Here is a 24455-nt window from a genome sequence, read left to right as displayed (position 1 = left end):
TGACTTATCTTCCTTTTAATTGCTTTTGATTCATTTTCAGTAGAGAAGAGGCAAGTAAAATAAACCGCTTCACCAAATTCCTACTAGATTATTTTAGGATAAAGTTCGCTTTCACTCAATAGCTAACAGGAGAAAAGCTATAGCAGAAGTCAGGAGTTAGGCTTCACCTAATCTGGGACACTTTTCTGAATTTTTAATTTCACCCTGCGGTACTGGCTTATATACTCAAAATGGTTGGGACATAGACTTTATATAGGGCTTGCTGAATAAAGCTAAAACCATTTATTAACAAAGGGTTTCGCGGATTTTTACCACAAAAAAGTGCAAGGTTTTGGCTAATGGTGTCTCAAAATAGGTGCATTTTTCTTTCTCAGATTTGGAAAATTGAGGATATCCAGACAGTTAAAACTGTTCCCTGCCCTCACAGACAACTTTTTCAGCAAACCCTATATAAAATCACGACAAAATTAGATTTGTAGGGGTAGAGCAAGAGCTTCATTCGTTTCAACTTAAGCTCAAATCCCTACCACATCTCGTTCCTAGTCTCTGACTAGGAATGCAGTTGATGAGGCTCTGCCTCTAATATCATTGAAGGCAGAGCCTTCTAGAATTCATTCTCAGTCAGAGATTGGGAATGAGACGAGTTGAGTTCTTTGCGGGATAGATGTTTTACGTTAAGTTGACACCAATAAGCTTTTGCTTTACCCCTACACATCTGGGTTCTTTGTCATTTGGCAAAAGTTTAAATCTCACCCGTGTTTAGCTTAATCAGCAGAAGCCCCACGTCTCACTCTTAGGAGCGTGGGATGAATGCGCGTGAGTTGAGTTGCGTAGCCCAAATTGTATTTGAGCGTAGCGAAAACAAAGAAGGCTACAGCGACGAAACGAACAAAATATTGATTTTATGTTATTATAAAAAAGTAGGTGTAGTCCAATTAAATGCTCCAAATGCAGCCTACAAAACAAAAAACAAATCTCAAAACCAAAGAACCGTGGGGCGCACGGTCTTAAAGCTCAGTTAATGTCCTCATAGAGGAGTCACTGAGAAGCCCACACTCACCTGAAAGGGAGTGTGTCGAGTACGTCACTATACTTTGGCTATTAGCCCTGAAATATGGCTAAGGGAACACCAAAAATAAATTACCCAATTTTGTGGGATGGGCATCCTGCCTGTCCTTGATGATTAGCGGGCAATTCGTCCCGCACCACAAGAAATTTTTGGGTATTTTTTTAATTGTAAGTCCCTAAAGCCACGCCACGCTATCATTTCTGGACGGGTGTGGAAGCAAACGGATAAGCCATTTCTAACTTAAGTTGACACCAATGGCCTTCAAGGTATAGTGGGGGCAGAGCCTCTTGATAGCATTCCTGGTCGGAGACTGGAAACGAGATACTCCTGACTCCTTTTTTCATAAAATAAGTCCCTGCAACCTTGGGAGATTACAGGGATTCATTTTCTAATTTGGTGGCGGGAAGTGGATTTGAACCACTGACCTTCGGGTTATGAGCCCGACGAGCTACCAGGCTGCTCTATCCCGCGTCGCTTGTGTCGCTTTTCTCTCGACTCCTTTAATATAGCGCGAAGTCAAAAGTTTGTCAACTACAAAAGCGATAATTCTCCAATTACTTCCAAACGCTTGTATTTCCCCAGGTTCATAAATTTCTCAGACAGGCTTTGGGCAACGCTGGGAGTAATCCAACCCATTTGCTGAAGGATGTGAATAGCTACGGCATATTTAGCGCGTTTTGAGCCATCCATGACTTTAATAGCTAATCCCATGCCTTCACCAAGTCTGCCTATACACTGTACTCCTTCTGCCCCAGATTTACTAACCAGTTCACCAGGAGTTAGACGCATCAATTCTGTATCAAATTCCCCTTCACCTGCTATCATTGTGGGGTGATGATTCATGGCGCGGACAATACGTTCCATGTCTACATTATTACTGGAGGCTAAGATGGCATACAAGGATGCCATTTGACTGAGTTGCATTAGATATGTGGGTGCGCCACAGTCATCATGGGCGGTGAGAAATTCTTCCGCTGGCATTCGCAGCAATTCTGCTATTTTGGTGATAATTAACTGTTGGACTGGGTGTTTACGATCCAAATAGTTAGTTAATGGCCAATGGCGTTGCTGACAAACAGCTAACATTCCCGCGTGTTTACCAGAGCAGTTATATTCTAGAGAACTACGTTTATCTTTAGGGATTGGGCAATGCAGGGAATTGATGTCAATATCTGCCCGCCACAGAATGTTAAATACCTGTCTCACCTGTTCCATGCTGCCTTTGTGGGAACTGGTGATGATTGCTAAGTCTCGATCGCTCAAACCATAGCGTTCCATTGTGCCTGTGCTGGTGACAGCCAGGGCTTGAAATGGTTTGAGGGCAGAACGGACAAATGCGGCGGTTTCAGCGTTACCAGCAACGGAAAGTACCCGTCCCCGGTCATCACTAACTACAGCCTGGACTATATGCCGAGATTCGATAATACCTTCACGCAGCAACCGGACTTCCAGTGCTGCGGCTTGAGTTCGTTTTCCCATTGTCATGGGTTTATATCTATTTTGTGAATTGTCAGTGGTCAGTGGTCAGTTGTCAGTGGTCAGTGGTCAGTGGTCAGTTGTCGGTTGTCCGTTGTTTTACTAATGACTAATGACTAATGACTAATAAGTATTTACAAGAAATGCCAAACTATAGTACCAATAAGATACATTAGAGCCAAGGCGGCAAAGGTAATTTGCAAGCGTTGGAAAATGGGTTTGATTTCGTAGGTAACAATTAGGCGATCGCGGCTCATGACTTCTTGGGGTTTTGTCCAGGTTTGTCCGTCGTACCAACCAGATTCTTCATAAAATACGGTGGGACTGTAAAGGCGATCGCGCACATAGAACCAACCTAAATATAACCGTACCAATACTAGCACTACAGTTACACTAGCAGCACCAGATCCACAAAGAAGAAAATTAAAAATCTGCTTTTGGGGAGGAAAGCTGGCTGCTGCCACAGGTCCGGCTATTAACCAAGACCAAGCCCAAATCCAAAACATTTTTTTGGTGTAGTTACCCCAACTTAGGGTACTATCTCGAAATAGCCAAGCATTTTTTAGCTCTTCGTACTCATTCAGCGGTTGTTGTTCCGTAGGAACTGGGCAATTCGCTAGAGAGGATCGCATCATATTGGTTAACCCCCAACATTATCGGAGTTTGGTAGTGGAATACGTTCCGCGTGTCCCCAGAACGCTTCTAAATTATAAAACTCCCGTTCCCTTGGCATCATGATATGGACGATAACATCACCATAATCTTGGAGTACCCAAGTTCCCTCGGCTTTTCCTTCGGTTCTGAGGGGTCGTCGTTGCCAGTCAATTTCTACTTGTCCGGCAATTGCGTCAGCGATCGCTCTTACTTGTACTTTAGAGTAACCAGTCATCATCACAAAGTAATCGGACAGGTAAGAAATTTCTGCCACATCAAGCAGGACGATTTCTACAGCCTTGCGGTCTAAAGCCGCCTCAGCAATGGTTAAAGCTAAATTTTTGCTTGTAGCTTCTGTGTCAGTTTTAGGTTTGCTCACAGCGTTTTTTGTCAATGGGAAATTCCCTCTTAAAGATTCAGTCATTAAACCTCATGTATGTTTTCATGGAAGCAAATACTTATTCAACTTGCTTACAAATATCTGAACTGCAATTGTATGAATAGGTTTTCTCTAAATAGTAACATATTCTACAGTTGATTACTTTCTGAACAAGGGGAACGGGGAAGGCGGAAAAAAAGAGACAAATTAGCTGCAAAGCCATATTTTTCTAGATTGGTGGCAACACTGCCCCTTGGAAGCGGCTGAGTTTTCCTGTTCTCTGTTGCTTCCTGTTCCCTTTCATAAAAATAAGCCCAAGCCGATTGATGACTTGGGTAAATTACATAGATAAATTTGTAAATTTAGTTTAGGAGTAGATAATCTAAACAGCCCCACTGTTTTTATTAAACAAAATGGCAATGGTTTTGAAAATTAACTTTAAATCGTAAACTAAAGTCCAATTTTGCTGATACTGTAAATCTAAACGAATCACATCTTCAAAACTCCGCACTTTAGAGCGACCGTTAACCTGCCATTCCCCAGTCATGCCAGGTTTAACGTCCAAACGTTGCCATTCTGGGACTTCGTAGCGTTCTACTTCATCAGGTGTAGGTGGTCGAGTCCCGACTAAACTCATTTCCCCTTTGAGAACATTCCAAAATTGAGGTAGTTCATCGAGACTGGTACGGCGTAAAAATTTACCTACTTTAGTAATTCGGGGATCATTGTCGTTTTTAAAGAAAGCACCTTCGGCTTGGTTTTTGATTTGGGATTTTCTGGCTTCGGCATCTACACACATAGAGCGAAATTTCCAAATTGCAAACCGCTTACCCATCCAGCCACAACGGGTTTGCTGAAATAAAATCGGACCGGGATCATCAATTTGAATGGCGATCGCTATGGGAATAAATAAAACAGATGTAATTATTAATCCCACCAATGATCCCACAATATCAATAGCCCGTTTCATCCAAGATGCTACGGAGTTATGAGTTTGGGGAAGTGGATCTACTTTGCGAGAATTATTTTTTCTGGTATCTGTTAAATCACCTGTTGCTATTAATGTGAGGTCATGAAGAGACTCAATGGGAAATACCTGATCTAGTCCCGTCAGATTTAAAACTGCCATGACTTGGGGTGTCACATGACGCAATGTTACTTTAATTCCCTTTTCTTGAGAATTTTTAAAGTTACTGACTAAAGAACCTAAACCACTACTGTCCATAAAAGTAGTATTTTGAAAATCAATAAAAATTTGCCCAGGTGGGACATCCGCTTGAATTAAGTTTTGGCAAGTTTGTTTAAAATTGACAGCTTCCAGCACGGTTAACCTGACTGGAACTTCCAAGATTGCTGCGTCTTCTAAATAAGTCACTAAAAAATCTACTGATATGGGTTGGCTACTCATAAAACTCTGGACTTTAGTTGCCATATATAATCTAATTTTCTCAACGTTATTTTGCTTTAGAAAAACAATTAACCTTACCTTTAATCTGTCTGATGAATCACAAGTTGATAGATTTTTAACGATTAGAGAAAATATCATCAATCAAGCTTCACAATAACAGCGATTTACAAAGTTTTTGCTGTTGTGAATATGTCGGATTTATTTAAACTCCGTATGTAGGTATTTAGAATTTCCCCAAAAGGAAAAGAAATCGGCTGTGATACAATCAAGAGTATGAAAACCCTGCCCCTAGAGATTTTTGATTTCCTCAATGTATTTTACAAATGTCTCTAACACTAAATTAGAGGTATTTGTAAAAATAATTGTCTTCCAAAGTACAGTTGTTCAAAAGTTAGAATGGGCAGTTTTATTAGTTGCGAAGGTCAATGATGGGATTCCGGTATTTTTGTAATCTGTGACTTTCTAAATTATAAAATATTGCAGCGATTAGATTATTTAAAAATTTTTGATGAGCGAAATAAGAAAGTTTGATAAAGTTTTAATATGGCGTGAAGAAGTCAGGAATATAAATCTATATGCTTGGTGGACAACACCCAAGCCACTGGTACCGCAGGGCGTAAATGAACCAACCATTCTCAATCGTCAAAAAGCTTGCTCAATATTACTTTTGACCTTTGACTTTTGACTTTCGTTTTGCGGTACTAGCTATGAAGATTTTACAGGAATATCCGGTAAGCGTAAAGCTCAGTGGCTAAAGCCGCTGAGAGTGTCAAAGACTAGAATCCTCATTCCTCGATTTAGTTTTAGCTTTGTTGGCGCTCCGTTTGAGAGCAGAAAGTCTGGCTTCATATCGAGAACGCTGACGTTTGCTAGGAGTGTTTTCCACCAAAGTTTTTAAGGCACTACCAAGACTTTTATAGGCGTTAGGTAAACTATAGCCAAAGCGGGTTGCTAGAGCGATCGCTTTTTCGTCTGCATCTAGCAATTCTTTAACTTGTTTACCACCATTATTTTTTTGATATAATCGCCAACCGGACACACCACAAAGTGCCAAAGCTAATACTAGCAATAATCCATCTTGTACCCATAACTCACCTACAGCACCACCTAAACCAATAGCTAGTGCTGCCATTTCCCAACCATCTTTGGGAATTGTGTCATTTTGAATGCGAGCAACTTCGTGCCAAAACAGCAAATTGCGCTGATCCATTGCGAGAGCATCCCACTTGACCAAGTCAATTTGAATTTCTACTTGGTCTTTGCCAATTTCTTCACAACGAATCAGGGATGGATTAACTTCTATTGTGCCTTCAACTGTTACCCAACTTTGCAATTCTGGGGGTAATAGGCTTTTTAACCGCCGGAGTTCACTCATTTCTGCTTTAGCAGAGGAGGTTGCATAGGATGTCATAAAAATCCAGCCTTACAAAATTTCAGTATATGATCAGGTTATCACTTTGCAGTCTAGCGATTTCAGTAGTTATCCGCCTTAATCATCGGCAAAACTACCGCGCTTTTTCCGCGCTTCCATAGCTTTTTCTAGGAGTTCTAATAATCCAGGAGCTTGTTCTTGAATACTCAACAATAATCTTTCTCCTAAGTCTAAATTTCCCGGATCTTCTCCTGTTTCCATTACCTCTTGCAAACGCGGTAGGGCAATGGTATCCACAATTTGGATTAATCCGCTCAGACAACGGTTAAATTGTCTCTCGGTGAGCATGGAGTCTTCCAGGGGAAATTCGATGATAGCGCGGATTTCACCATCGGATGGATCATATTCCCATTGCAGCATTTTGGTTTCCCAGGAAATAGCCAGCATCGTCTGGAGGATAGCATCTTTATGGGGATGGTCTTTTACTTCCGCTAAAACTTGGGGTGCAAACAGCCGAAAAAATTTTCCTTCCTCGTCCAGTTGGACAACTATCAGAAAATCTTCGATATTTTCCGCTTCAACACCTGTAATAATCCGGTCTTCTTTTTCATCAATACGGTAGTCCCAACCAAGATTATCTAGATACTTGGCTATTTGTTTGAGATTTGCTGCCATAAAAGCCTCGTAAGGAACAGTACAAGAGGCTGTCACCAAATCTATTTTAACCCGCTAGGCGCATTTACTCAATTATTGCTGTAATTTCTGCCTCAACTGCATTAATACATTTGTATTGATACAGTCGGAGTTGCCTTAGTTGCAAAACTTAACATAGTTGGTATTCCAGACTTTTTCTAATATGTATCCGCACTTTGGTAAACTTAAAAACTGAAATAGCTAAGAAAACGACGCTAAGACAAGTAATTTAAAGGGGATACTCGTGGAAAATACACTTGGGTTAGAGATTATAGAAGTGGTTGAGCAAGCGGCGATCGCTTCTTCTAAGTGGATGGGTAAGGGCGAAAAGAACATTGCTGACCAAGTAGCAGTGGAAGCGATGCGCGAACGGATGAACAAAATCCATATGCGTGGTCGCATCGTTATCGGTGAAGGCGAACGGGACGAAGCTCCCATGCTTTACATTGGCGAAGAAGTTGGTATTTGCACCAGACCTGATGCGGCAAATTTCTGTAATGTTAATGAGCTTGTAGAAATTGATATTGCTGTTGACCCTTGCGAAGGTACTAACCTAGTTGCTTATGGTCAAAATGGCTCAATGGCAGTTTTGGCAATTTCTGAAAAGGGCGGTTTATTTGCTGCTCCTGACTTCTACATGAAGAAACTCGCAGCACCAGCGGCCGCTAGAGGTCATGTTGATATCAATAAGTCTGCTACAGAAAACCTGAAAATTCTTTCTGAGTGCTTAAACCGGGCTGTGGAAGAATTGGTAGTAGTAGTGATGGATCGTCCCCGTCACAAAGAACTCATTCAAGAAATCCGCACCGCTGGCGCAAGAGTTAGACTGATCAGTGATGGTGACGTTTCTGCTGCTATCTGTTGCGCTTTCTCTGGTACTAATATTCATGCTTTGATGGGTATTGGTGCTGCACCCGAAGGTGTAATTTCTGCTGCGGCTTTACGCTGCTTAGGTGGACACTTCCAAGGACAATTAATCTATGATCCAGAAGTTGTCCAAACTGGCTTGATTGGCGAAAGCAGAGAAGGTAATCTAGCCCGTTTAAATGAAATGGGTATTACTGACGGAGACAGAGTTTATAACGCTAATGAATTAGCTTCTGGTGAAACAGTGCTATTTGCTGGTTGCGGTATTACTCCTGGAACTTTGATGGATGGTGTGCGCTTCTTCCACGGTGGTGCTAGAACCCAAAGCTTGGTTATTTCTAGTCAATCCAAAACCGCTCGGTTTGTGGATACAGTTCACTTGTCGGACGAACCTAAGAATATCCAACTGCGTTAGTAATTAAGTCAGTAGTCAGTGGTCATTAGTCCCTTGTTATTAGTGGTCTGTCAAAGTAAATTTGACCGAAAAATCTCAGATTTTGGATTTTAGATTTTGGATTGGGAATTTTCGGTACAGGTTACCCGCCCCTCCAGGGCGGAATTAATCAAAAATACTCGCTGCGCTGCGTACGCTTCGCTAACGCCAATCTAAAATCCTCAATCTCCACACTTGTTTGGTGGAGTTAATCCAAAATCTGTTGACAGGTTGTAAAAATCTAAAAACTTTGTGTTTTATAGTTTTTGGTAAATTTATATCCGTCAATCAGTTCTTGATAGTCTACTAACAACTGACAATTGACAACTGACAACTGACAACGAACAACTGACACCTAACCAATTATCTATTTAAGAAATGAATATTGCAGTGGTGGGGTTAAGCCATAAAACAGCCCCAGTCGAAGTTAGAGAAAAATTAAGTATTCCTGAACCTCAAATCGAAAGAGCGATCGCCCAACTTCTCAGTTATCCTCATGTTGATGAAGTTGCTATTCTCAGCACTTGTAACCGCTTAGAAATTTATATTGTTAGCCAGGAGACTACCCAGGGTATTCATGAAGTGACTCAGTTTCTTTCTGAACATAGCAAGCTGCCGATTATGTCTTTACGGCATCATCTATTTATGTTGCTCCATGTTGATGCCGTCACCCATATTTTAAGGGTTGCTGGTGGTTTGGATAGTCTGGTTTTGGGTGAAGGTCAAATTCTCGCTCAAGTTAAAAATACCCACAAACTGGGACAACAATTTAATGGCATCAAAACCATTTTAAATCGCTTATTTAAACAAGCTTTAACAGCGGGTAAACGGGTTCGCACCGAAACCAGTATTGGGACTGGTGCGGTTTCTATCAGTTCGGCTGCTGTAGAATTGGCACAGATGAAAGTAGAAAATTTATCTACAAATCGTGTGTCTATTCTCGGTGCTGGGAAAATGTCCCGGTTACTTGTACAACACCTGATTTCTAAAGGTGCAACTCAAATTAGTATTGTTAATCGTTCCCGCGGCAGGGCTGAAGAATTAGCAAAGTTGTTCCCAGAACAACCTATTCAAATCCATTTGCTGCCAGAAATAATGACAGTTATTGCCGCTAGTGACATGGTATTTACTAGCACGTCTTCAACTGAACCCATTTTAGATCGGGTGAAGTTAGAAACAGTGTTAGAACCCAGTCAAAAATTGATGATATTTGATATTTCTGTCCCCCGGAATGTGGATGCAGATGTGAATGATTTGCCGAATGTCAAGGCTTTTAATGTTGATGATTTGAAAGCAGTTGTGGCGCAAAATCATGAAAGCCGCCGCCAAATGGCACAGGAAGCTGAGAAGATTTTAGATGAAGAAGTTGAAGCTTTTGATATTTGGTGGCGGAGTTTAGAAACTGTATCTACTATTAGTTCTTTACGCAATAAAATAGAAACTATCCGCGAACAGGAATTAGAAAAGGCTTTATCTCGTTTGGGTTCAGAATTTGGCGAAAAGCATCAAGAGGTAATTGAGGCTTTGACAAGAGGAATAGTAAATAAGATTTTGCATGATCCGATGGTGCAATTACGCGCCCAGCAAGATGTGGAAGCTAGAAGACGATGTATGCAAACTCTGCAAATGTTGTTTAATTTGGACGCTGAGGAACAGTTTAGCTGAAATTATCAAGAAACAGGGAAATGTTATGCCATTCCTGGGATTGTTCCCTGTTTTACTGGGGGTTTAATTTTAAGTTGGCTTTATTGAGTAAGCTTTTTGACGATTGAAAATGGTTCATTCACTTACGCAGTACGGTACTAGCTACTTATCAACTATATAAAACTTTACAAAAAATTATTCAAATAATGCAGTATTATCTGGTCTTGGTGATATCATCTGTGATGCAATGATCATCAAAGAAAAATGGAAGAAAATCAGCGTCGCGCTTATTGGCGTGCTAATACGAACTTAATTAGAAATCTTTTAATTGTTTGGGCTTTAGTCTCCGTGGTTTTTAGTATATTGCTGGTTCAACAGTTAAATGTAATTCGGTTTTTTGGTGTTCCCTTTGGTTTTTGGATGGCGCAACAAGGATCAATTTTGGTTTTTGTGGTATTAATTTTTATTTATGCTTTCCGAATGGATAAATTAGACCAGAAGTACAATAAGAAGTGAGGATAAACAATGTCGGTTGAACTTTGGACGATTATATTAGTTGGCCTCTCTTTTGTACTTTACATTTACATTGGTTGGCAATCACGAGTAGAAAATACTAAAGACTTTTTTATTGCCGGTCAGGGAATACCCGCAATTGCTAATGGTGCTGCCACTGCGGCTGATTGGATGTCTGCGGCTTCCTTTATTTCTATGGCCGGGTTGATTTCGTTTTTGGGATATGACGGTTCTATTTATTTGATGGGTTGGACTGGTGGATATGTTTTACTAGCATTATTATTAGCACCCTATTTACGGAAATTTGGTAAATATACAGTCCCTGATTTTGTAGGCGATCGCTATTACTCCAATATAGCTCGTTTGGTGGCGGTAGTTGCAGCTATTTTCATTTCTCTCACCTACGTCGCTGGACAAATGCGGGGTGTGGGAATTGTCTTCAGTCGCTTTTTACAAGTAGACGTGAATACTGGTGTCATCATGGGCATGATCATTGTCGGCTTTTTCTCAGTTTTGGGAGGAATGAAAGGCATTACCTAGTGTGTTAATTTTGACAGACAAACCAGAAATTTCCTTCATGCAGAAAGTGTGATAGAAAAAAGAATCCCTGAAAGCCTGAAACCTTAAATCCGCAAATATTTCTGACACGGAACTTGCATGAAGTCTTACGGGTAAAGGATTCACAGAATTAACACACTAGGCATTACCAGGACACAAGTAGCCCAGTATTGTGTATTGATTATTATTAGTAATTTCTAGTTCTGTCGCTCACGATGTTTATTATCGCATTTTTGATTCCCAAGCTTCAGAAAAAAAACGGGTATTTGTAGGGCGAGTTGTTGTTGGTTTCGCCATTGTTCTCGCTGGATATTTTGGTGTAAATCCACCAGGATTTGTGAGTGAAGTGGTAGCTTTTGCCTTTGGTTTAGCGGCTGCAAGTTTTTTCCCGGTAATATTTCTGGGAATTTTTGATAAACGCACCAATTCTGAAGGTGCAATTGCCGGAATGTTAGCAGGTTTGATATTTACAGTTATTTACATTGTCGGCGTAAAATTTTTCGGTATGACACCTTGGTTTTTTGGCGTTTCTGCTGAAGGAATTGGCACTTTAGGGATGATTATTAACTTTATTGTCACCCTCACAGTTTCTCGGCTTACACCACCACCACCCGCAGAAATTCAGGCTTTGGTAGAGGATTTACGCACCCCAATTATTGAAGAATAGATGACAGAATTACTTACCCAATTCCTCAATATTCTTCATTGCTTGTTGATATAAGTCCTTATTTCCTTGTTTGTCAAAAATAGCTGCTGCCCGTTGTAAATCTTTTAATGCGCCCCGTTTATCGCCAATTGCAGCATAGGCGTTACCGCGATTATTAAAAGCAACACCAAAATTAGGATTAATGCGAACGGCTTCATTATAATCGGAGATTGCTTTTTGCTGTTCTCCTCTTGCAGCATAAGCATTACCCCGATTATTATAGGCTACAGCATATTCTTGATCAATCCGAATCGCTTGAGTATAGTCCTCTAACGCCCCGTTCTTATCACCTTGGTTAGCACGGGCATTACCTCGATTATTGTAAACCTCGGCAGATTTTGGTGCAATGCTAATTGCTTGATTATAATCCGCAAGCGCTCTTCTATAATCTCCGATAGAAGCAAAAGCATTAGCACGATTATTGTATGCTTCCGCATCCTTGGGCTTGAGACGCAATGCCTGATTATAATCCGCGATCGCTCCCTCTTTATTACCAGTATCAAAATAAACTAATCCCCGCCCCTTAAATGCTGGTGCATACTCAGGATTAAGACTAATAGATTTACTATAGGCAGCAATAGCCGCTTGGGAATTACCTTTAAGATGTTGAGTTTGTCCCTGAACATAAAATTCCCCAGCTTTAGATGTTCTCCCTATCTGGGGATTGGGGGTACTTGCTCCCCTTTCTGTTACCAAAACATCTTGATTATTACTGCAAGAAACGCAAATAATACCACTGAAAATTGTAAACATTGCTATAGTGAATGCCCTGTTTACTCCTCGCTGTTTTTGTGTCAATAACTGCCATTTCATAATTTACCAAAAATGCCATCTTACTGGGAGTAAATCATTCACTAAATTACTTACTTCTGGAATATGTTTGCTTTTTGATTAATATTCAATTCAAATTATAAAATTCCCTGAAGTTATTGAGAATTAATCAATAAATTTATCTAGCCAATCACCGCATATTAGTAAATATTAAAAATAAAATCCTTACTATCTAGATTTAGATTATTACTAGATTACCGCTGATAATTCTGTTAATTTTGTTAGCACTTTCATGAAAATTTTCATACCAGTATTCGGAAGTATGATTAAAATTAGTTCACAGAGGTTTTCAATATTTGCTCTTAATCTTCCTCATCTTCCTGATTTTTAGGAGTGATTTTCCAATAAGTATTTGTATCAACATTTACAGTTAACTTTTCCAGATTTACCCCCAAATTTTTGCGAATATCTTCAGTTAAAGTAATAGTAAAATCTAAATCAACACCTTGATTTTCTACTAAATTTACCAATTCCTGAAACTGAGTTTTAAAAGTTTTTCGCTCATAACTTGTTAATTTACAATGCGATGTTTCGGCAATATTTTGAACTAACATCGCTTTTTTTACCCGTTCTTGTAAATGCTCAAATTCTGACTTAAGTATTTTTTGTTGCTGTTCAATTTCTCTATATCTAGCAGTCAATAAATTTAAATCTTCCTTAATTGGATCTACCTGAAAATTAGCCTCTAATTCTAATAATCTTAAATGTACTTGAGCCAAATAAATACAATCAAGATAAGCATATTCTAGTTGAGATTCAGTTAATGGTCTTTTTCCCCAATCACTCCTTTGTTCTTGTTTATCAATATCATGAAAATTACAAAGTTCAGTTGCTAGAGTTTTCAGTTGATAATTAGGTAACGGTAGTAAATAAATGGGAATTTTCTTAGCCATTGTCAAAGTACAGGTAATATTTTTAGCCCTTTTACCTCCCAAATATTGCACATCATAACCAGCATTATGAAAAACTTTTTCAATAGCATCATTAGTCATAATCCTTTCCACAAAATCAGCAATTACATCTGATTTATCGAGAACATCTAACAAATAAACACTATTACCAGTCATATCAGTAGGATTATTCAACACCTGAATTAGTGATAATCTAGGATTACGAGTTTTATAATCAGCAACTTCTGTATCTATCCACAGAGTTTTAGCTTTGCTATATTCAGTAATTAGGGAACGAATTTCCCCAGCAGTGATAAGATAAGGCATGGGTAGATGTGCGAAAATATGACTTAGTTATAGTTTTCTAAAGTAACATTTTATGACTAATCATGCTGACAAGTGCTGACCCCTAATTATGATAATATTTGTCCATAACTTGTGCCAATTTGCCAAAATATCTCTTTTGATGCCATTTTACCCTGGATTTTTCACCAAAATTCTCAAACCCTCGTAAAATCTGGATTCTGGAGTTTCACACTGCATCAAAAATCAACCCAGTAAAAAATACCGGAAACCGATTCTCTATACGGGTTATAGAAACTGCGATTACATTGTTCGTGAGAAATACGGGTTAAGTCAATATTGATCCTGTGCAGAAAATTTGCCATAAAAAAGCCCAGGTATTCATTCCTGAGCTTTTGTTAAACCTAATTATCCTCAATGCGGATATTTATCCACCTTAAATCTATGGATATTAGTAACGGTTACGGCTTCCACCGCCGAAGTTCCCACCACCCCGATTTCCACCACCAAAAGGAGTACGTTCTTCTCTTGGTTTAGCTTTGTTCACTTTTAAATCACGTCCCATCCATTCAGCACCATCAAGTGCTTCAATGGCTTTTGCTTCTTCTGCTTCTGATTCCATTTCTACGAAACCGAAACCGCGAACTTTACCAGTTTCTCTGTCGGTAGGTAGCTGAACACGCTTTACAGTGCCATACTCCTTGAAAATTTCGCTTAAGCCGTCTTGGGTAACTTCATAAGAGAGGTTGCCTACATAAATTGACATAGATTTTCTCCAAAATCATAAGAGTGTAGAGATTTAGATTTCGGAGAAAAGTCTGTAAATACCAAAGGGAAAAAGCCTATCAATACTAAAAACAAACGAGGTCCACCGAATTACTTCTCGACTCCCATTATTGCATAATAAATGATATATCAACGGGTAAATTCCAAAAACTTGATAAAATATTTTTTATACCTCAATTAGCGAACTGCTTGCAGCAGCACTTCCCTATCGCCGCATCAGCTTTTTAGTGCATTCTCTCGTTATACTAAATTTAACTATTTTTAGATGACAATTCCGAGGTTTTCAGCCTATTTCCTCATGAAATTGTCAATAATGAATCTAAAGGCTCAATTTTAGGTTTTTTGTTCATGTTGCACTTTAAACATTCCTCAATCATTAACGCACCAGTTGAAGTAGTTTGGAAATTCCACGAAAGACCAGACATACTCCAAATACTCACTCCACCTTGGCAACCTGTACAAATCGTTAGACGTGAAGGTGGGCTAGAAGCCGGGGCAATTACAGAATTTCGGCTTTTTCTGGGTATTTTACCTTTAACTTGGTTAGCACGGCACACAGACTATGAAAAATATCGCCTATTTACCGATGAACAGATATCTGGACCTTTTGAGTCCTGGGTACATCGTCATGAATTTACAGAAGAAAACGGCAAAACTAAATTAACCGATAATATTACTTATGCCATGCCCGGTGGTGATGGCATAGAATTTATGAGTGGTTGGTTATTACAAGCACAACTAGAAGCCATGTTTCGCTATCGGCATTATGTGACTAAACGCGAATGTGAAAAATGAACACAAAAAAACGCCCCCCATAATTGGAGAGCGTTTTCTATTTAACTAAACCGATTAACCGTTGATTGCAGGAGCGCTTAAAGCAACAGGAGCAACATCAGCAGCAGCCAAGTCTAGGGGGAAGTTGTGAGCGTTGCGCTCGTGCATTACTTCCATACCTAAGTTAGCGCGGTTGATTACGTCAGCCCAAGTAGCGACTACGCGACCTTGAGAATCCATGATTGATTGGTTGAAGTTGAAACCGTTCAAGTTGAACGCCATGGTGCTGATACCCAAAGCTGTGAACCAAATACCAATTACAGGCCATGCAGCGAGTAAGAAGTGTAGTTGACGGCTGTTGTTGAAGGAAGCGTATTGGAATATCAAGCGACCAAAGTAACCGTGAGCAGCTACAATGTTATAGGTTTCTTCTTCTTGTCCGAATTTGTAACCGTAGTTCTGTGATTCGTTTTCGGTTGTTTCTTTAACTAATGAAGAAGTCACCAAAGAACCGTGCATTGCGGAGAACAAAGAACCACCGAAGACACCAGCTACACCTAACATATGGAAGGGGTGCATCAAGATGTTGTGTTCTGCTTGGAACACGATCATGAAGTTGAATGTTCCAGAGATACCTAAAGGCATACCGTCAGAGAATGAACCTTGACCGATTGGGTAGATCAAGAATACTGCGGTTGCTGCTGCTACAGGTGCAGAGAAGGCTAGGCAAATCCAAGGGCGCATACCTAAGCGGTAAGAAAGTTCCCATTCACGACCGAGGTAGCAGAATACTCCGATCAAGAAGTGGAATACTACCAACTGGTAAGGACCGCCGTTATACAACCACTCGTCTAAGGAAGCAGCTTCCCAAATTGGGTAGAAGTGTAAACCGATAGCGTTGGAGGAAGGAACTACTGCGCCGGAAATGATGTTGTTTCCGTAGAGTAAAGAACCTGCAACTGGTTCGCGGATACCATCAATGTCAACTGGAGGTGCGGCGATGAATGCAATTACGAAGCAAGCGATCGCAGATAGGAGGGTGGGGATCATGATTACGCCGAACCAGCCGATGTATAAACGGTTGTCAGTGCTTGTGATCCACTCGCAGAAGCGGCTCCATACGTTAGCACTTTCGCGCTGTTGTAAGGTGGTTGTCATGTGTTTATAATTGCGTTTGAGTTATGTATGTTCTGGTAGGTATTTCTACCTCATGTCTTTATAGTAAGCCTTATATTTCGATTTGTAAAGGGGTTTTCGTAATATTTTTCGATAAATCTAGAAACCTGGGTCGTCTTTATGGCTATAACCTAGATATGGCAAGGCTTTCTACTGTTAATATTTCTTATAAAAACTTTTAATTTTCTTGTTACCTACGCAAAACATTCCTCAAACCCTCATTTCTCTGTGTTCTCTGTGGCTGGAGTTGTATATCTATAAGTAATTGGACAAAAATATTTACAGTCATTGCGAGCGAAGGGAAGCAATCACAACCCTTGCGATTGCTTCATTTCGTTCCATATGGCTAACGCTGCGCTAACGCAATGACATTGTGTAATTAATTCTGTCTCACTACTTAACAAAACCCTTACGGTACAAGGGTTATAAACAATTATTTCCATATTTTCATGTCTGTTAGCTTCTACACCCGCCCGGAAATTCATTTCCGGGCTAATAGCGAAAGTAAACTCAAGTTTACTCAAAAATTTCCGGGTTATTTAGTCATCTTCAGATGACTTCTGCTATTAGACTGGGAATATGGCTAACGCCACGCTACGCTATCATTCCCAGGCGGGATAGATGTTTTACGTTAAGTTGACACCAATGAAGCTCTTGCTTTACCCCTACGTTTAGAATCAAACAATTAAGCCGTTTTCAGTATAACGCCACGCTGCGCTATTAGGAGGATTTAGAAGAAGTTAGAAGTAATATCAAGTCTGGAAAATTGAACGATTTTTTTTGACGGGTAATGATCGGAAAAACTTCTGTTCTTCCCTCCCCTGCCTCTTTTCTCCCCCTGCTTGCCTTCACCCGTCATTTTCGGGTTGACAGACTACTAGTACAAAACGGCGTAAATAAACCAACCATTCTAAATCCTCCAAAAGCCTATACTGTCTTCATTTTGACTTTTGACTTTTGACTTTTGACTTCCGCCTTGCGGTACTAGTCAGTATGTTCCCAAAACAAAAAAACGCTCCCCATAATTGGAGAGCGTTTTTTATTTAACTAAACCGATTAACCGTTGATTGCAGGAGCGCTTAAAGCAACAGGAGCAACATCAGCAGCAGCCAAGTCTAGGGGGAAGTTGTGAGCGTTGCGCTCGTGCATTACTTCCATACCTAAGTTAGCGCGGTTGATTACGTCAGCCCAAGTAGCGACTACGCGACCTTGAGAATCCATGATTGATTGGTTGAAGTTGAAACCGTTCAAGTTGAACGCCATGGTGCTGATACCCAAAGCTGTGAACCAAATACCAATTACAGGCCATGCAGCGAGTAAGAAGTGTAGTTGACGGCTGTTGTTGAAGGAAGCGTATTGGAATATCAAGCGACCAAAGTAACCGTGAGCAGCTACGATGTTATAGGTTTCTTCTTCTTGTCCGAATTTGTAACCGTAGTTTTGCGATTCGTTTTCGGTTGTTTCTTTAACTAAGGAAGAAGTAACCAAAGAACCGTGCATTGCGGAGAACAAAGAACCGCCGAAGACACCAGCTACACCTAACATATGGAAGGGGTGCATCAAGATGTTGTGTTCTGCTTGGAACACGATCATGAAGTTGAATGTTCCAGAGATACCTAAAGGCATACCGTCAGAGAATGAACCTTGACCGATTGGGTAGATCAAGAATACTGCGGTTGCTGCTGCTACAGGTGCAGAGAAGGCTAGGCAAATCCAAGGACGCATACCTAAGCGGTAAGAAAGTTCCCATTCACGACCGAGGTAGCAGAATACGCCGATCAAGAAGTGGAATACTACCAACTGGTAAGGACCGCCGTTGTACAACCACTCGTCTAAGGAAGCAGCTTCCCAAATTGGGTAGAAGTGTAAACCGATAGCGTTGGAGGAGGGAACTACTGCGCCGGAAATGATGTTGTTTCCGTAGAGTAAAGAACCTGCAACTGGTTCGCGGATACCGTCAATGTCAACTGGAGGTGCGGCGATGAATGCAATTACGAAGCAAGCGATCGCAGAGAGGAGGGTAGGGATCATGATTACGCCGAACCAACCGATATATAAACGATTGTCGGTGCTGGTGATCCAACCGCAGAAGCGATCCCACACATTAGCACTTTCGCGCTGTTGTAAGGTAGTTGTCATTTTATGATTGCTTTATGTTCTTATGATGTTAGTAGGTTGTTTTACTTACCTGAATACAATAGTAGAGGATAAGTTTAAATTTGTAAAGATAATTAAAATTAGTATTAGTTATATCAGTTATATGTTTTCCTAATGTGATGAGATGTACAGGAATTGCAGCAGAAAATTCACCTCTAAAAATCAAAGTATATATAAGGTAAACTACCCTCAGGAGCTAGTAACCAAACTGCATAAAAACATAGGGGAACCAAAACAATTTTAATTGGCCAGCTAAATTCTAATTTCATGCCTCGCTTAAAAGCATATGCTATGAACATTGTTAAAGCTATGCCTATTAACAAATAAGAAAGTTGGTACTGACTTATATTTAAGGCTTCTACATAGATTTTTTCTGAAAATTGTTGATCACCGGCATGACCCCAAAAGTTTTTGATCACTAAAGCGGAGTCTTGGAGGTTGGGGAGACGAAACCAAATCCAGGATGTGAAAACCATGATTTGTGTTAAAAGCCAAGCAAAAATAACTCCTAGCGGATTTTGCCAAAATGAATTAAGAATTGTCAAGCGATCGCTTAGTACAAATGTGAGACGATGAACTACTAAAGCGACACCATGCAATAGACCCCAAATAATAAAACCCCAAGCTGAACCGTGCCAAATACCAGCCACTAACATGACTATCAATAAATTTCCGCAGGTACGCATTAATCCGCGCCGAGAACCGCCTAAAGGAAAGTAAAGATAATTACGTAGCCAATCACCTAATGTAATGTGCCAGCGTCGCCAAAAATCAGCAATACTTGTACTGAAGTAAGGAAAATCAAAGTTTTCCGGTAAAACCAACCCAAATAGTAAAGCGCTACCACGAGTAATATCAACATAACCATTGAAATCTAAATACAACTGTAAGCCATAAGCAAAGGTAGCTAACCACAAATCTGTACTACCTGCCCTTTGTAAGTTACCAAAACATAAATCTACAAATATACCCAAATTATCAGCAAGGATACCTTTTTTAACTGCACCTCTAGCAATTAACCACATTCCTTCAGCAACTCTATCAATGCTGGGAAATCTGAGGGTATCAAATTGAATCGCTAAATTATGGTAACGAGTAATGGGTCCAGAAATTAGTTTAGCAAAAAATAATTTATATGTAGCAAATTGGATAAATTTAGTAGCAGCCTGAGCACCACGATAAATATCTATTAAATAAGCAATACATTCAAAGGTAAAGAAGGAAATTCCTAGAGGTGCAGCTAACTTAATCAATGATTCTGGTGAACTTGTTGGCTGATTAAAAACTAAATTTAGAAAATGATTTATGTATTTAAAGCCTAAAAGAATAAAAACATTAAAACCTATGCCAATCCACAATACTTTAAGACGGCGTTGATTCCAGTCAGCTTGAGCAAATTGCCATTCCTCATTAGATAAATTCCAGTTTTGAGAATGTTTTCCTGGTGAAGTATTACTGCCAATTTCTAAACCTAGATAGAAGTTGATAAAAGTTAGTGTTAAAAGTAATGGTAAATATTGAATATTCAAAGATGCGTAAAATAAAAGACTAGCTATTAACAGTATCCATAATCTTATATTTGCTAAATTAACAGTCCAGTAGATGCCTAAAACACTCAATAGAAACAACCCATAAAAAATTGATATAAATTTCATTGTTTGTTAATTGATAATTCTGAATTTGTGATGAGGAAGAAAGAATACAAGTATTTTGTTATTTTTCGTAAGTTAGGAGTTAGGATAAAGAATATTTTCTCATCTATTCTCTATTTCCTATTTAATCATTTTGTTGGCCAGCTAATCATTGGATCTATAGCTAGTTTCTTGGATACTTCATAAGCACCATAACGATTGAGGTGACTGGGATCTGAAAAGTAATCATTTGCTTTTGTCCATAGCTGACTTAAATCACGATAGATAAATTGAGGGTGATTGGTAAAGGTTAATAAATACTCTTGAAACTGTTGCTCATATTTCATGCGTACAGGATCTAAATAATCTGAAGTAAGAGGCATATTCACAAAGACGAGAGAGATATTATTATTTTTGGTAAACTCTAACATGGAATGGAATGCCTGATCTTGTTTACCTGCTAATTGGAAAGATTTATAATCATTATCGTAGTCTCCAGAAACTTTGGGATGTTTTTGATAGTATGTGGTGGGATTATAGCGAATAGATAAAGGTAAGAATCCATCAAAATCAACTCCTTGGAGAGAAGAATTATTGTCTATTTCTGAATCATGGGTGATGTGGACTTTTGATTTGACTGGGGAATGTTGATAGCTAAAAGGTAGATATTGAAGTTGTTTTTGGAGAAGAATTTTAATTTGATCACGGCTTTTATAACTAGCAGATAAATTAGCTACAGACTGATTTAACCAATCGTTAGTGGTTTGATAGATATTAGTATCTGCTGTTTTAGGTTTATTACTAACTTTTTCTGTGGGATCTTTTAGATTTTTATTACCTTCATTAGCTTTGACTTTTGTTGGAGATTTCTGCAATATTTGTTTGTATCCTGGTGAAGATTCAATTGCATTGAAAGTAATATCTTCTCTCCCATTGTTAAAGGCACGAGAACCATCTGCCCATAAAATTATTTTTGGTAGTTCTTGGGGTTCTAAAACCTGACGGATGAGGACATCAACGACTTGGGCTGTTGCTCCATTAATGCCAAAGTTAAATATATCAATATTGCTATGGTTTTGGGAGGATAAAGCTTTAGAAAGGGCGACAGGATCAACTCCTCTCAGTGCGCGAGAAGAACCAACAATTAAGACATCTGGCGGACGTTTTTTTGTAGCTAACCGCTGTTTATATAGAGCTAATTGTTCATCTAGTTGCCTAGCATTAAAACTGGGTATTTGCGATCTGGCTGCTAATAAAATAGCTGTAGAAGTGGCTTTTTCTTTTAATGGTCCGGCTGGCAAATTTCCTGATTGAGCATTATTATCATTAATAAATCCAGAAGCATTAAAGGCGGAGGGATCATTATTAAGTAATTCTGTTGTCCCTGGTTGATTTGAAAATGATGTTTTCTGATTATTTGGTGATAGTGAGGATGCTTGTGCTTGTGAGGATAATGGTGAAACAATATTATTACTAGCTTTTGGTGAATTTTTAACAGTATGTGCGACGACGTAGCCTAACATAAAATCACTTTGTAAGGCGAGAAGTAATCCTAATGCTAACCAAATCATCCCGCTGCCAATTCCTTGATTATCGGGATTTTCGTCTATTTCCTGATTAGATGGTGTAAATATTTGACTGTTTAAAAGTAAATTTCTGATTAATTTATTGGTGTTTAGCAACAAATTATTTGATGCTTCTTTGAGAAAGCTTTTTACTTTTTCATTGGTTAAATCGGGACGCAAAATTTCTTCACTGTTTTCATCTATCATTAGGGAATTTACATATTCTGATGTAGCGGCAAATTCTGGTGTTGCTTCGGGAACTAATCGAGAACGTTCTTCTAGATCAGCCCCATGATGCCATACGGGTTCTTTATCACCAGCACGACGACCATAAACACGGACACCAGTAATACCAGAAATTTTTAGTTGGCGGATAAATTGAGTCACTTTACTAGAAACTTGATAGCGTGTAGGACAAACGGGAGCATCACACATTATGTGTAATAAATCTTCTTTGCGAACTAGTAGTACCCGGATACCACCTGTTTTCAATCGCCAATCTAGGTTGGGATTGAGTAGTCGCTCTAGTAAAAAAATCATGGCTGGTTGATCACCAGCACGGGCAAGCTCCAATGCAGATGTGAGCAGGAATGGATGCTCAGATGCTGGTAAAGATACCCAATCTATCCAAGTTGGTTGTTTGTCTGTGGTTTTTTGTCCGTATATGGCGGCTGAGATAATGGCTTGAGGAGCAATACTTTCGAGTAGGGGGATAATGGCTTGTAGTGCGGTCGTTTTATCCGGTGCGGGTGCGGTTTCTAAGGGGTCAAAAGCTGGGGTACAGAAGATGTGCAAGGTAGATTCTTTGAGGGAAGTTTGCAGTGCTATTTCGAAGCCTAATAATTCTTCAGTTAATATTCTAGCGATCGCTTGCACATCTCCCCACCGCGCCCATTCTTTTAACATCACCTCTGGAGGTGTCAAATCTACTCTTACCCGCCAATCTGGCTCTGTTTCCCCTCGAACTTGGGCAACAATAATGGCATCCTGATAACCGACAAGCTGCAAATGTCTGAGCTTTTGGGCTACCGTTTCTGCCAATAATGATGAATCAGGGCTATAGCTAGACTGACAAAATACCCAAAGACGATTAGCGACAATCTGAGAGTTATTTTTCGCCGCAGAGGGTTTAATTTTTACCTGTACTGCTATACCTAAATGGCTGAGATGTTCGCTCAAATAGCGAGCAATGGCATCCCCATCCCCTTGACGTGCCAAACTTTCATTAGAGATAATCAGCGAGCCTCCGGGGCTTATAGGCATTTCTGTCTGTGCCAATAGTGCCTGTTCTAAATGTCGTTCCAGTTGATTTAAATATACCCGATGGCACCATTGAGGACGGTGTTCCCCTTTTTTTCGACCATAAATTAATACTTGGTATATTGACGGTTGTTCGTCATTGGTGAGGGTATCTACATCAGTTTGCTGTAGTGCTTGCAATAACTCCAATAAGGTTTGCCAGCGTTGTGGACATTCAGCATTTTCACAGAGAATATGTAGGTCATTACCTAGCAATCGGACTTTTACACCGAAAGTATTTATACCCGTTGCTTGGCTTACCCATTGCACTAAGGAATTTTGACGATCATCAAGTAATACTGTTTTCATGGGCGGTGGGATTTAACAGCAAGGTTGTATGGGGGAATTTCGGCTGTACTTGTCAACTAGAATCATAGAACTATCACATTTTGCCATTTTTTTAAATAATTTAGGACTTACGCAGCTTGCAAAATTGACAAAGATGGTCTTGGAGAATGTTTGAAAAGTGGTATCCCGTAATTTTCATCACATTGTTACCCCCCGTTTCCCTAAAGGAGGGTAACAATAAAAATCTAGTACAACACGGCATAAATAAACCAACCATTCTAAATCGTTAAAAAGCCTATACTGTCTTCGTTTTGACTTTTGACTTTTGATTTTTGACTTCCGCCCTGCGGTACTACTTCCCTCCGCTTTATAAGGGGAGGGTTAGGGAGGGGTAAAATATTTGATACAGCAATCATGACTTTTCAAACACCATCTTATGGAAGAATTTAGGAATTAGGAGGTAGGGGCGCAGCAGGGTTAGCGCATCTCAACCCCTATTGACAAAGGGATTTACTCGATATATGGGAGGATGTTCAATTGACACAACTCAAGGTAGTTTAAGAGATAACCCATCTAACCACTGTATCTAAGTAATGTCAACGGGATTTAAGAAGAACTGCAAAACCAAAACATCTGTTATACCCAGTGTAGACAGCAAAGAGATTACCAGTAAGTTTCTGCACCACTTTACGGGAATAAAAGATCCTAGAGCAGAAAGGACTCGAGTTTCACCATAACAATACTCGGTAACTGGGAAACTCAGGTTTTAACCGCTTTGAATATTTTTTCATTACCGCCTTGGAGTTGGGAAATTTGGGGTACTTTTGTAATTCACTTTCAACGGGACAATTACCGATTCAAATTTCCCAACTCTGTACGCATAATGTTTTGCTCACTCATAGCCTTCCATTTCTGGGGTAATGTTAGCTGATGCCTACGGCACGCTGCGCGAACAACCTGTTATAAGAGTTTGTTAGACTTGC

Annotated in this window: 17 protein-coding genes, 1 tRNA gene and 2 pseudogenes; 6 read left to right on the top strand and 14 right to left on the bottom strand. The window is 39.7% G+C overall.

Annotated features, from left to right (window positions below; all coding sequences use genetic code 11):
- Positions 1-1463: 1463 nt before the first annotated feature.
- The 7 genes from NG743_RS08140 to NG743_RS08110 all read right to left on the bottom strand — a co-directional run bounded on the left by NG743_RS08140 (position 1464) and on the right by NG743_RS08110 (position 7033).
- Positions 1464-1540: transfer RNA gene (locus NG743_RS08140), tRNA-Met, on the bottom strand.
- A gap of 60 nt (positions 1541-1600) precedes the next feature.
- On the bottom strand, positions 1601-2554 hold the full coding sequence (locus NG743_RS08135; protein ID WP_193962506.1) for an asparaginase: 954 nt from the start codon (positions 2552-2554) through the stop codon (positions 1601-1603).
- A gap of 125 nt (positions 2555-2679) precedes the next feature.
- Positions 2680-3180, bottom strand: coding sequence for a CGLD27 family protein (locus tag NG743_RS08130; RefSeq protein ID WP_027404075.1), 501 nt, complete (start codon positions 3178-3180; stop codon positions 2680-2682).
- 5 nt (positions 3181-3185) lie between these two features.
- Positions 3186-3623 (bottom strand): ribosome silencing factor, encoded by a 438-nt coding sequence (gene rsfS / locus NG743_RS08125; RefSeq protein WP_027404076.1) that lies wholly within the window; start codon positions 3621-3623, stop codon positions 3186-3188.
- Positions 3624-3960: 337 nt separating this feature from the next.
- Positions 3961-5010: a sugar transferase gene (locus NG743_RS08120; RefSeq protein WP_027404077.1), complete on the bottom strand. Its 1050-nt coding sequence runs from the start codon at positions 5008-5010 to the stop codon at positions 3961-3963.
- Positions 5011-5755: 745 nt separating this feature from the next.
- Entirely contained in the window at positions 5756-6397 is a 642-nt protein-coding gene (locus NG743_RS08115; RefSeq protein WP_027404078.1) for a DUF3318 domain-containing protein, read from the bottom strand.
- A gap of 78 nt (positions 6398-6475) precedes the next feature.
- Positions 6476-7033, bottom strand: coding sequence for a hypothetical protein (locus tag NG743_RS08110; RefSeq protein WP_027404079.1), 558 nt, complete (start codon positions 7031-7033; stop codon positions 6476-6478).
- A 262-nt stretch (positions 7034-7295) separates the two neighbouring features.
- On the opposite strand from NG743_RS08110, the gene glpX reads away from it, so the two are divergent.
- The 5 genes and pseudogenes from glpX to NG743_RS08085 all read left to right on the top strand — a co-directional run.
- Positions 7296-8333 (top strand): class II fructose-bisphosphatase, encoded by a 1038-nt coding sequence (gene glpX, locus NG743_RS08105; RefSeq protein WP_190383015.1) that lies wholly within the window; start codon positions 7296-7298, stop codon positions 8331-8333.
- 396 nt (positions 8334-8729) lie between these two features.
- Positions 8730-10016, top strand: a complete 1287-nt coding sequence (locus NG743_RS08100) for a glutamyl-tRNA reductase (protein WP_027404081.1) — start codon at positions 8730-8732, stop codon at positions 10014-10016.
- Positions 10017-10259: 243 nt separating this feature from the next.
- Positions 10260-10511: a DUF4212 domain-containing protein gene (locus NG743_RS08095; protein ID WP_027404082.1), complete on the top strand. Its 252-nt coding sequence runs from the start codon at positions 10260-10262 to the stop codon at positions 10509-10511.
- A gap of 9 nt (positions 10512-10520) precedes the next feature.
- Positions 10521-11045, top strand: a pseudogene (locus tag NG743_RS08090) (sodium:solute symporter family transporter); the annotation flags it as partial.
- Positions 11046-11247: 202 nt separating this feature from the next.
- Positions 11248-11733, top strand: a pseudogene (locus tag NG743_RS08085) (sodium:solute symporter family transporter); the annotation flags it as partial.
- Positions 11734-11742: 9 nt separating this feature from the next.
- On the opposite strand, the gene NG743_RS08080 reads toward NG743_RS08085, so the two are convergent.
- From NG743_RS08080 to rbp, 3 genes are all read right to left on the bottom strand, one after another.
- Positions 11743-12585, bottom strand: a complete 843-nt coding sequence (locus NG743_RS08080) for a tetratricopeptide repeat protein (protein ID WP_027404085.1) — start codon at positions 12583-12585, stop codon at positions 11743-11745.
- 320 nt (positions 12586-12905) lie between these two features.
- Positions 12906-13820 (bottom strand): ribonuclease D, encoded by a 915-nt coding sequence (locus tag NG743_RS08075; protein ID WP_193964734.1) that lies wholly within the window; start codon positions 13818-13820, stop codon positions 12906-12908.
- Between the two features lie 427 nt (positions 13821-14247).
- A complete protein-coding gene (rbp, locus tag NG743_RS08070) occupies positions 14248-14562 on the bottom strand; it encodes an RNA-binding regulator (protein WP_027404087.1) in 315 nt (104 codons plus the stop codon).
- Between the two features lie 368 nt (positions 14563-14930).
- On the opposite strand from rbp, the gene NG743_RS08065 reads away from it, so the two are divergent.
- Positions 14931-15377, top strand: coding sequence for an SRPBCC family protein (locus NG743_RS08065; protein WP_027404088.1), 447 nt, complete (start codon positions 14931-14933; stop codon positions 15375-15377).
- A gap of 54 nt (positions 15378-15431) precedes the next feature.
- Here NG743_RS08065 and psbA (NG743_RS08060) read toward each other — a convergent pair whose 3' ends face one another.
- The 4 genes from psbA (NG743_RS08060) to NG743_RS08045 form a co-directional block, all read right to left on the bottom strand.
- Entirely contained in the window at positions 15432-16514 is a 1083-nt protein-coding gene (gene psbA, locus NG743_RS08060; RefSeq protein ID WP_027404089.1) for a photosystem II q(b) protein, read from the bottom strand.
- Between the two features lie 1074 nt (positions 16515-17588).
- A complete protein-coding gene (gene psbA / locus NG743_RS08055) occupies positions 17589-18671 on the bottom strand; it encodes a photosystem II q(b) protein (protein ID WP_027404090.1) in 1083 nt (360 codons plus the stop codon).
- Between the two features lie 173 nt (positions 18672-18844).
- Positions 18845-20344, bottom strand: coding sequence for an MBOAT family O-acyltransferase (locus NG743_RS08050; protein ID WP_257121831.1), 1500 nt, complete (start codon positions 20342-20344; stop codon positions 18845-18847).
- 125 nt (positions 20345-20469) lie between these two features.
- Complete coding sequence (locus tag NG743_RS08045) at positions 20470-23493, bottom strand: DUF1574 domain-containing protein (RefSeq protein ID WP_257121830.1); 3024 nt, start codon at positions 23491-23493, stop codon at positions 20470-20472.
- Between the last annotated feature and the right edge of the window lie 962 nt (positions 23494-24455).

This window comes from Dolichospermum heterosporum TAC447, assembly GCF_024584745.1.
In the GTDB taxonomy this organism is placed as follows: Bacteria; Cyanobacteriota; Cyanobacteriia; order Cyanobacteriales; family Nostocaceae; genus Dolichospermum; species Dolichospermum heterosporum.
This window is presented reverse-complemented; position numbering and strand designations above follow the sequence as displayed.

What these genes read in the sequence shown, in the direction of transcription:
- rsfS (WP_027404076.1), bottom strand. Translation starts at nt 3,623, where the DNA reads ATGACTGAATCTTTAAGAGGGAATTTCCCATTGACAAAAAACGCTGTG.
- NG743_RS08100 (WP_027404081.1), top strand. Translation starts at nt 8,730, where the DNA reads ATGAATATTGCAGTGGTGGGGTTAAGCCATAAAACAGCCCCAGTCGAA.
- NG743_RS08110 (WP_027404079.1), bottom strand. Translation starts at nt 7,033, where the DNA reads ATGGCAGCAAATCTCAAACAAATAGCCAAGTATCTAGATAATCTTGGT.
- psbA (WP_027404090.1), bottom strand. Translation starts at nt 18,671, where the DNA reads ATGACAACTACCTTACAACAGCGCGAAAGTGCTAATGTGTGGGATCGC.
- NG743_RS08130 (WP_027404075.1), bottom strand. Translation starts at nt 3,180, where the DNA reads ATGATGCGATCCTCTCTAGCGAATTGCCCAGTTCCTACGGAACAACAA.
- NG743_RS08095 (WP_027404082.1), top strand. Translation starts at nt 10,260, where the DNA reads ATGGAAGAAAATCAGCGTCGCGCTTATTGGCGTGCTAATACGAACTTA.
- NG743_RS08045 (WP_257121830.1), bottom strand. Translation starts at nt 23,493, where the DNA reads ATGAAAACAGTATTACTTGATGATCGTCAAAATTCCTTAGTGCAATGG.
- NG743_RS08050 (WP_257121831.1), bottom strand. Translation starts at nt 20,344, where the DNA reads ATGAAATTTATATCAATTTTTTATGGGTTGTTTCTATTGAGTGTTTTA.
- NG743_RS08120 (WP_027404077.1), bottom strand. Translation starts at nt 5,010, where the DNA reads ATGGCAACTAAAGTCCAGAGTTTTATGAGTAGCCAACCCATATCAGTA.
- NG743_RS08080 (WP_027404085.1), bottom strand. Translation starts at nt 12,585, where the DNA reads ATGAAATGGCAGTTATTGACACAAAAACAGCGAGGAGTAAACAGGGCA.
- NG743_RS08075 (WP_193964734.1), bottom strand. Translation starts at nt 13,820, where the DNA reads ATGCCTTATCTTATCACTGCTGGGGAAATTCGTTCCCTAATTACTGAA.
- rbp (WP_027404087.1), bottom strand. Translation starts at nt 14,562, where the DNA reads ATGTCAATTTATGTAGGCAACCTCTCTTATGAAGTTACCCAAGACGGC.
- NG743_RS08135 (WP_193962506.1), bottom strand. Translation starts at nt 2,554, where the DNA reads ATGACAATGGGAAAACGAACTCAAGCCGCAGCACTGGAAGTCCGGTTG.
- NG743_RS08065 (WP_027404088.1), top strand. Translation starts at nt 14,931, where the DNA reads ATGTTGCACTTTAAACATTCCTCAATCATTAACGCACCAGTTGAAGTA.
- psbA (WP_027404089.1), bottom strand. Translation starts at nt 16,514, where the DNA reads ATGACAACCACCTTACAACAGCGCGAAAGTGCTAACGTATGGAGCCGC.
- NG743_RS08115 (WP_027404078.1), bottom strand. Translation starts at nt 6,397, where the DNA reads ATGACATCCTATGCAACCTCCTCTGCTAAAGCAGAAATGAGTGAACTC.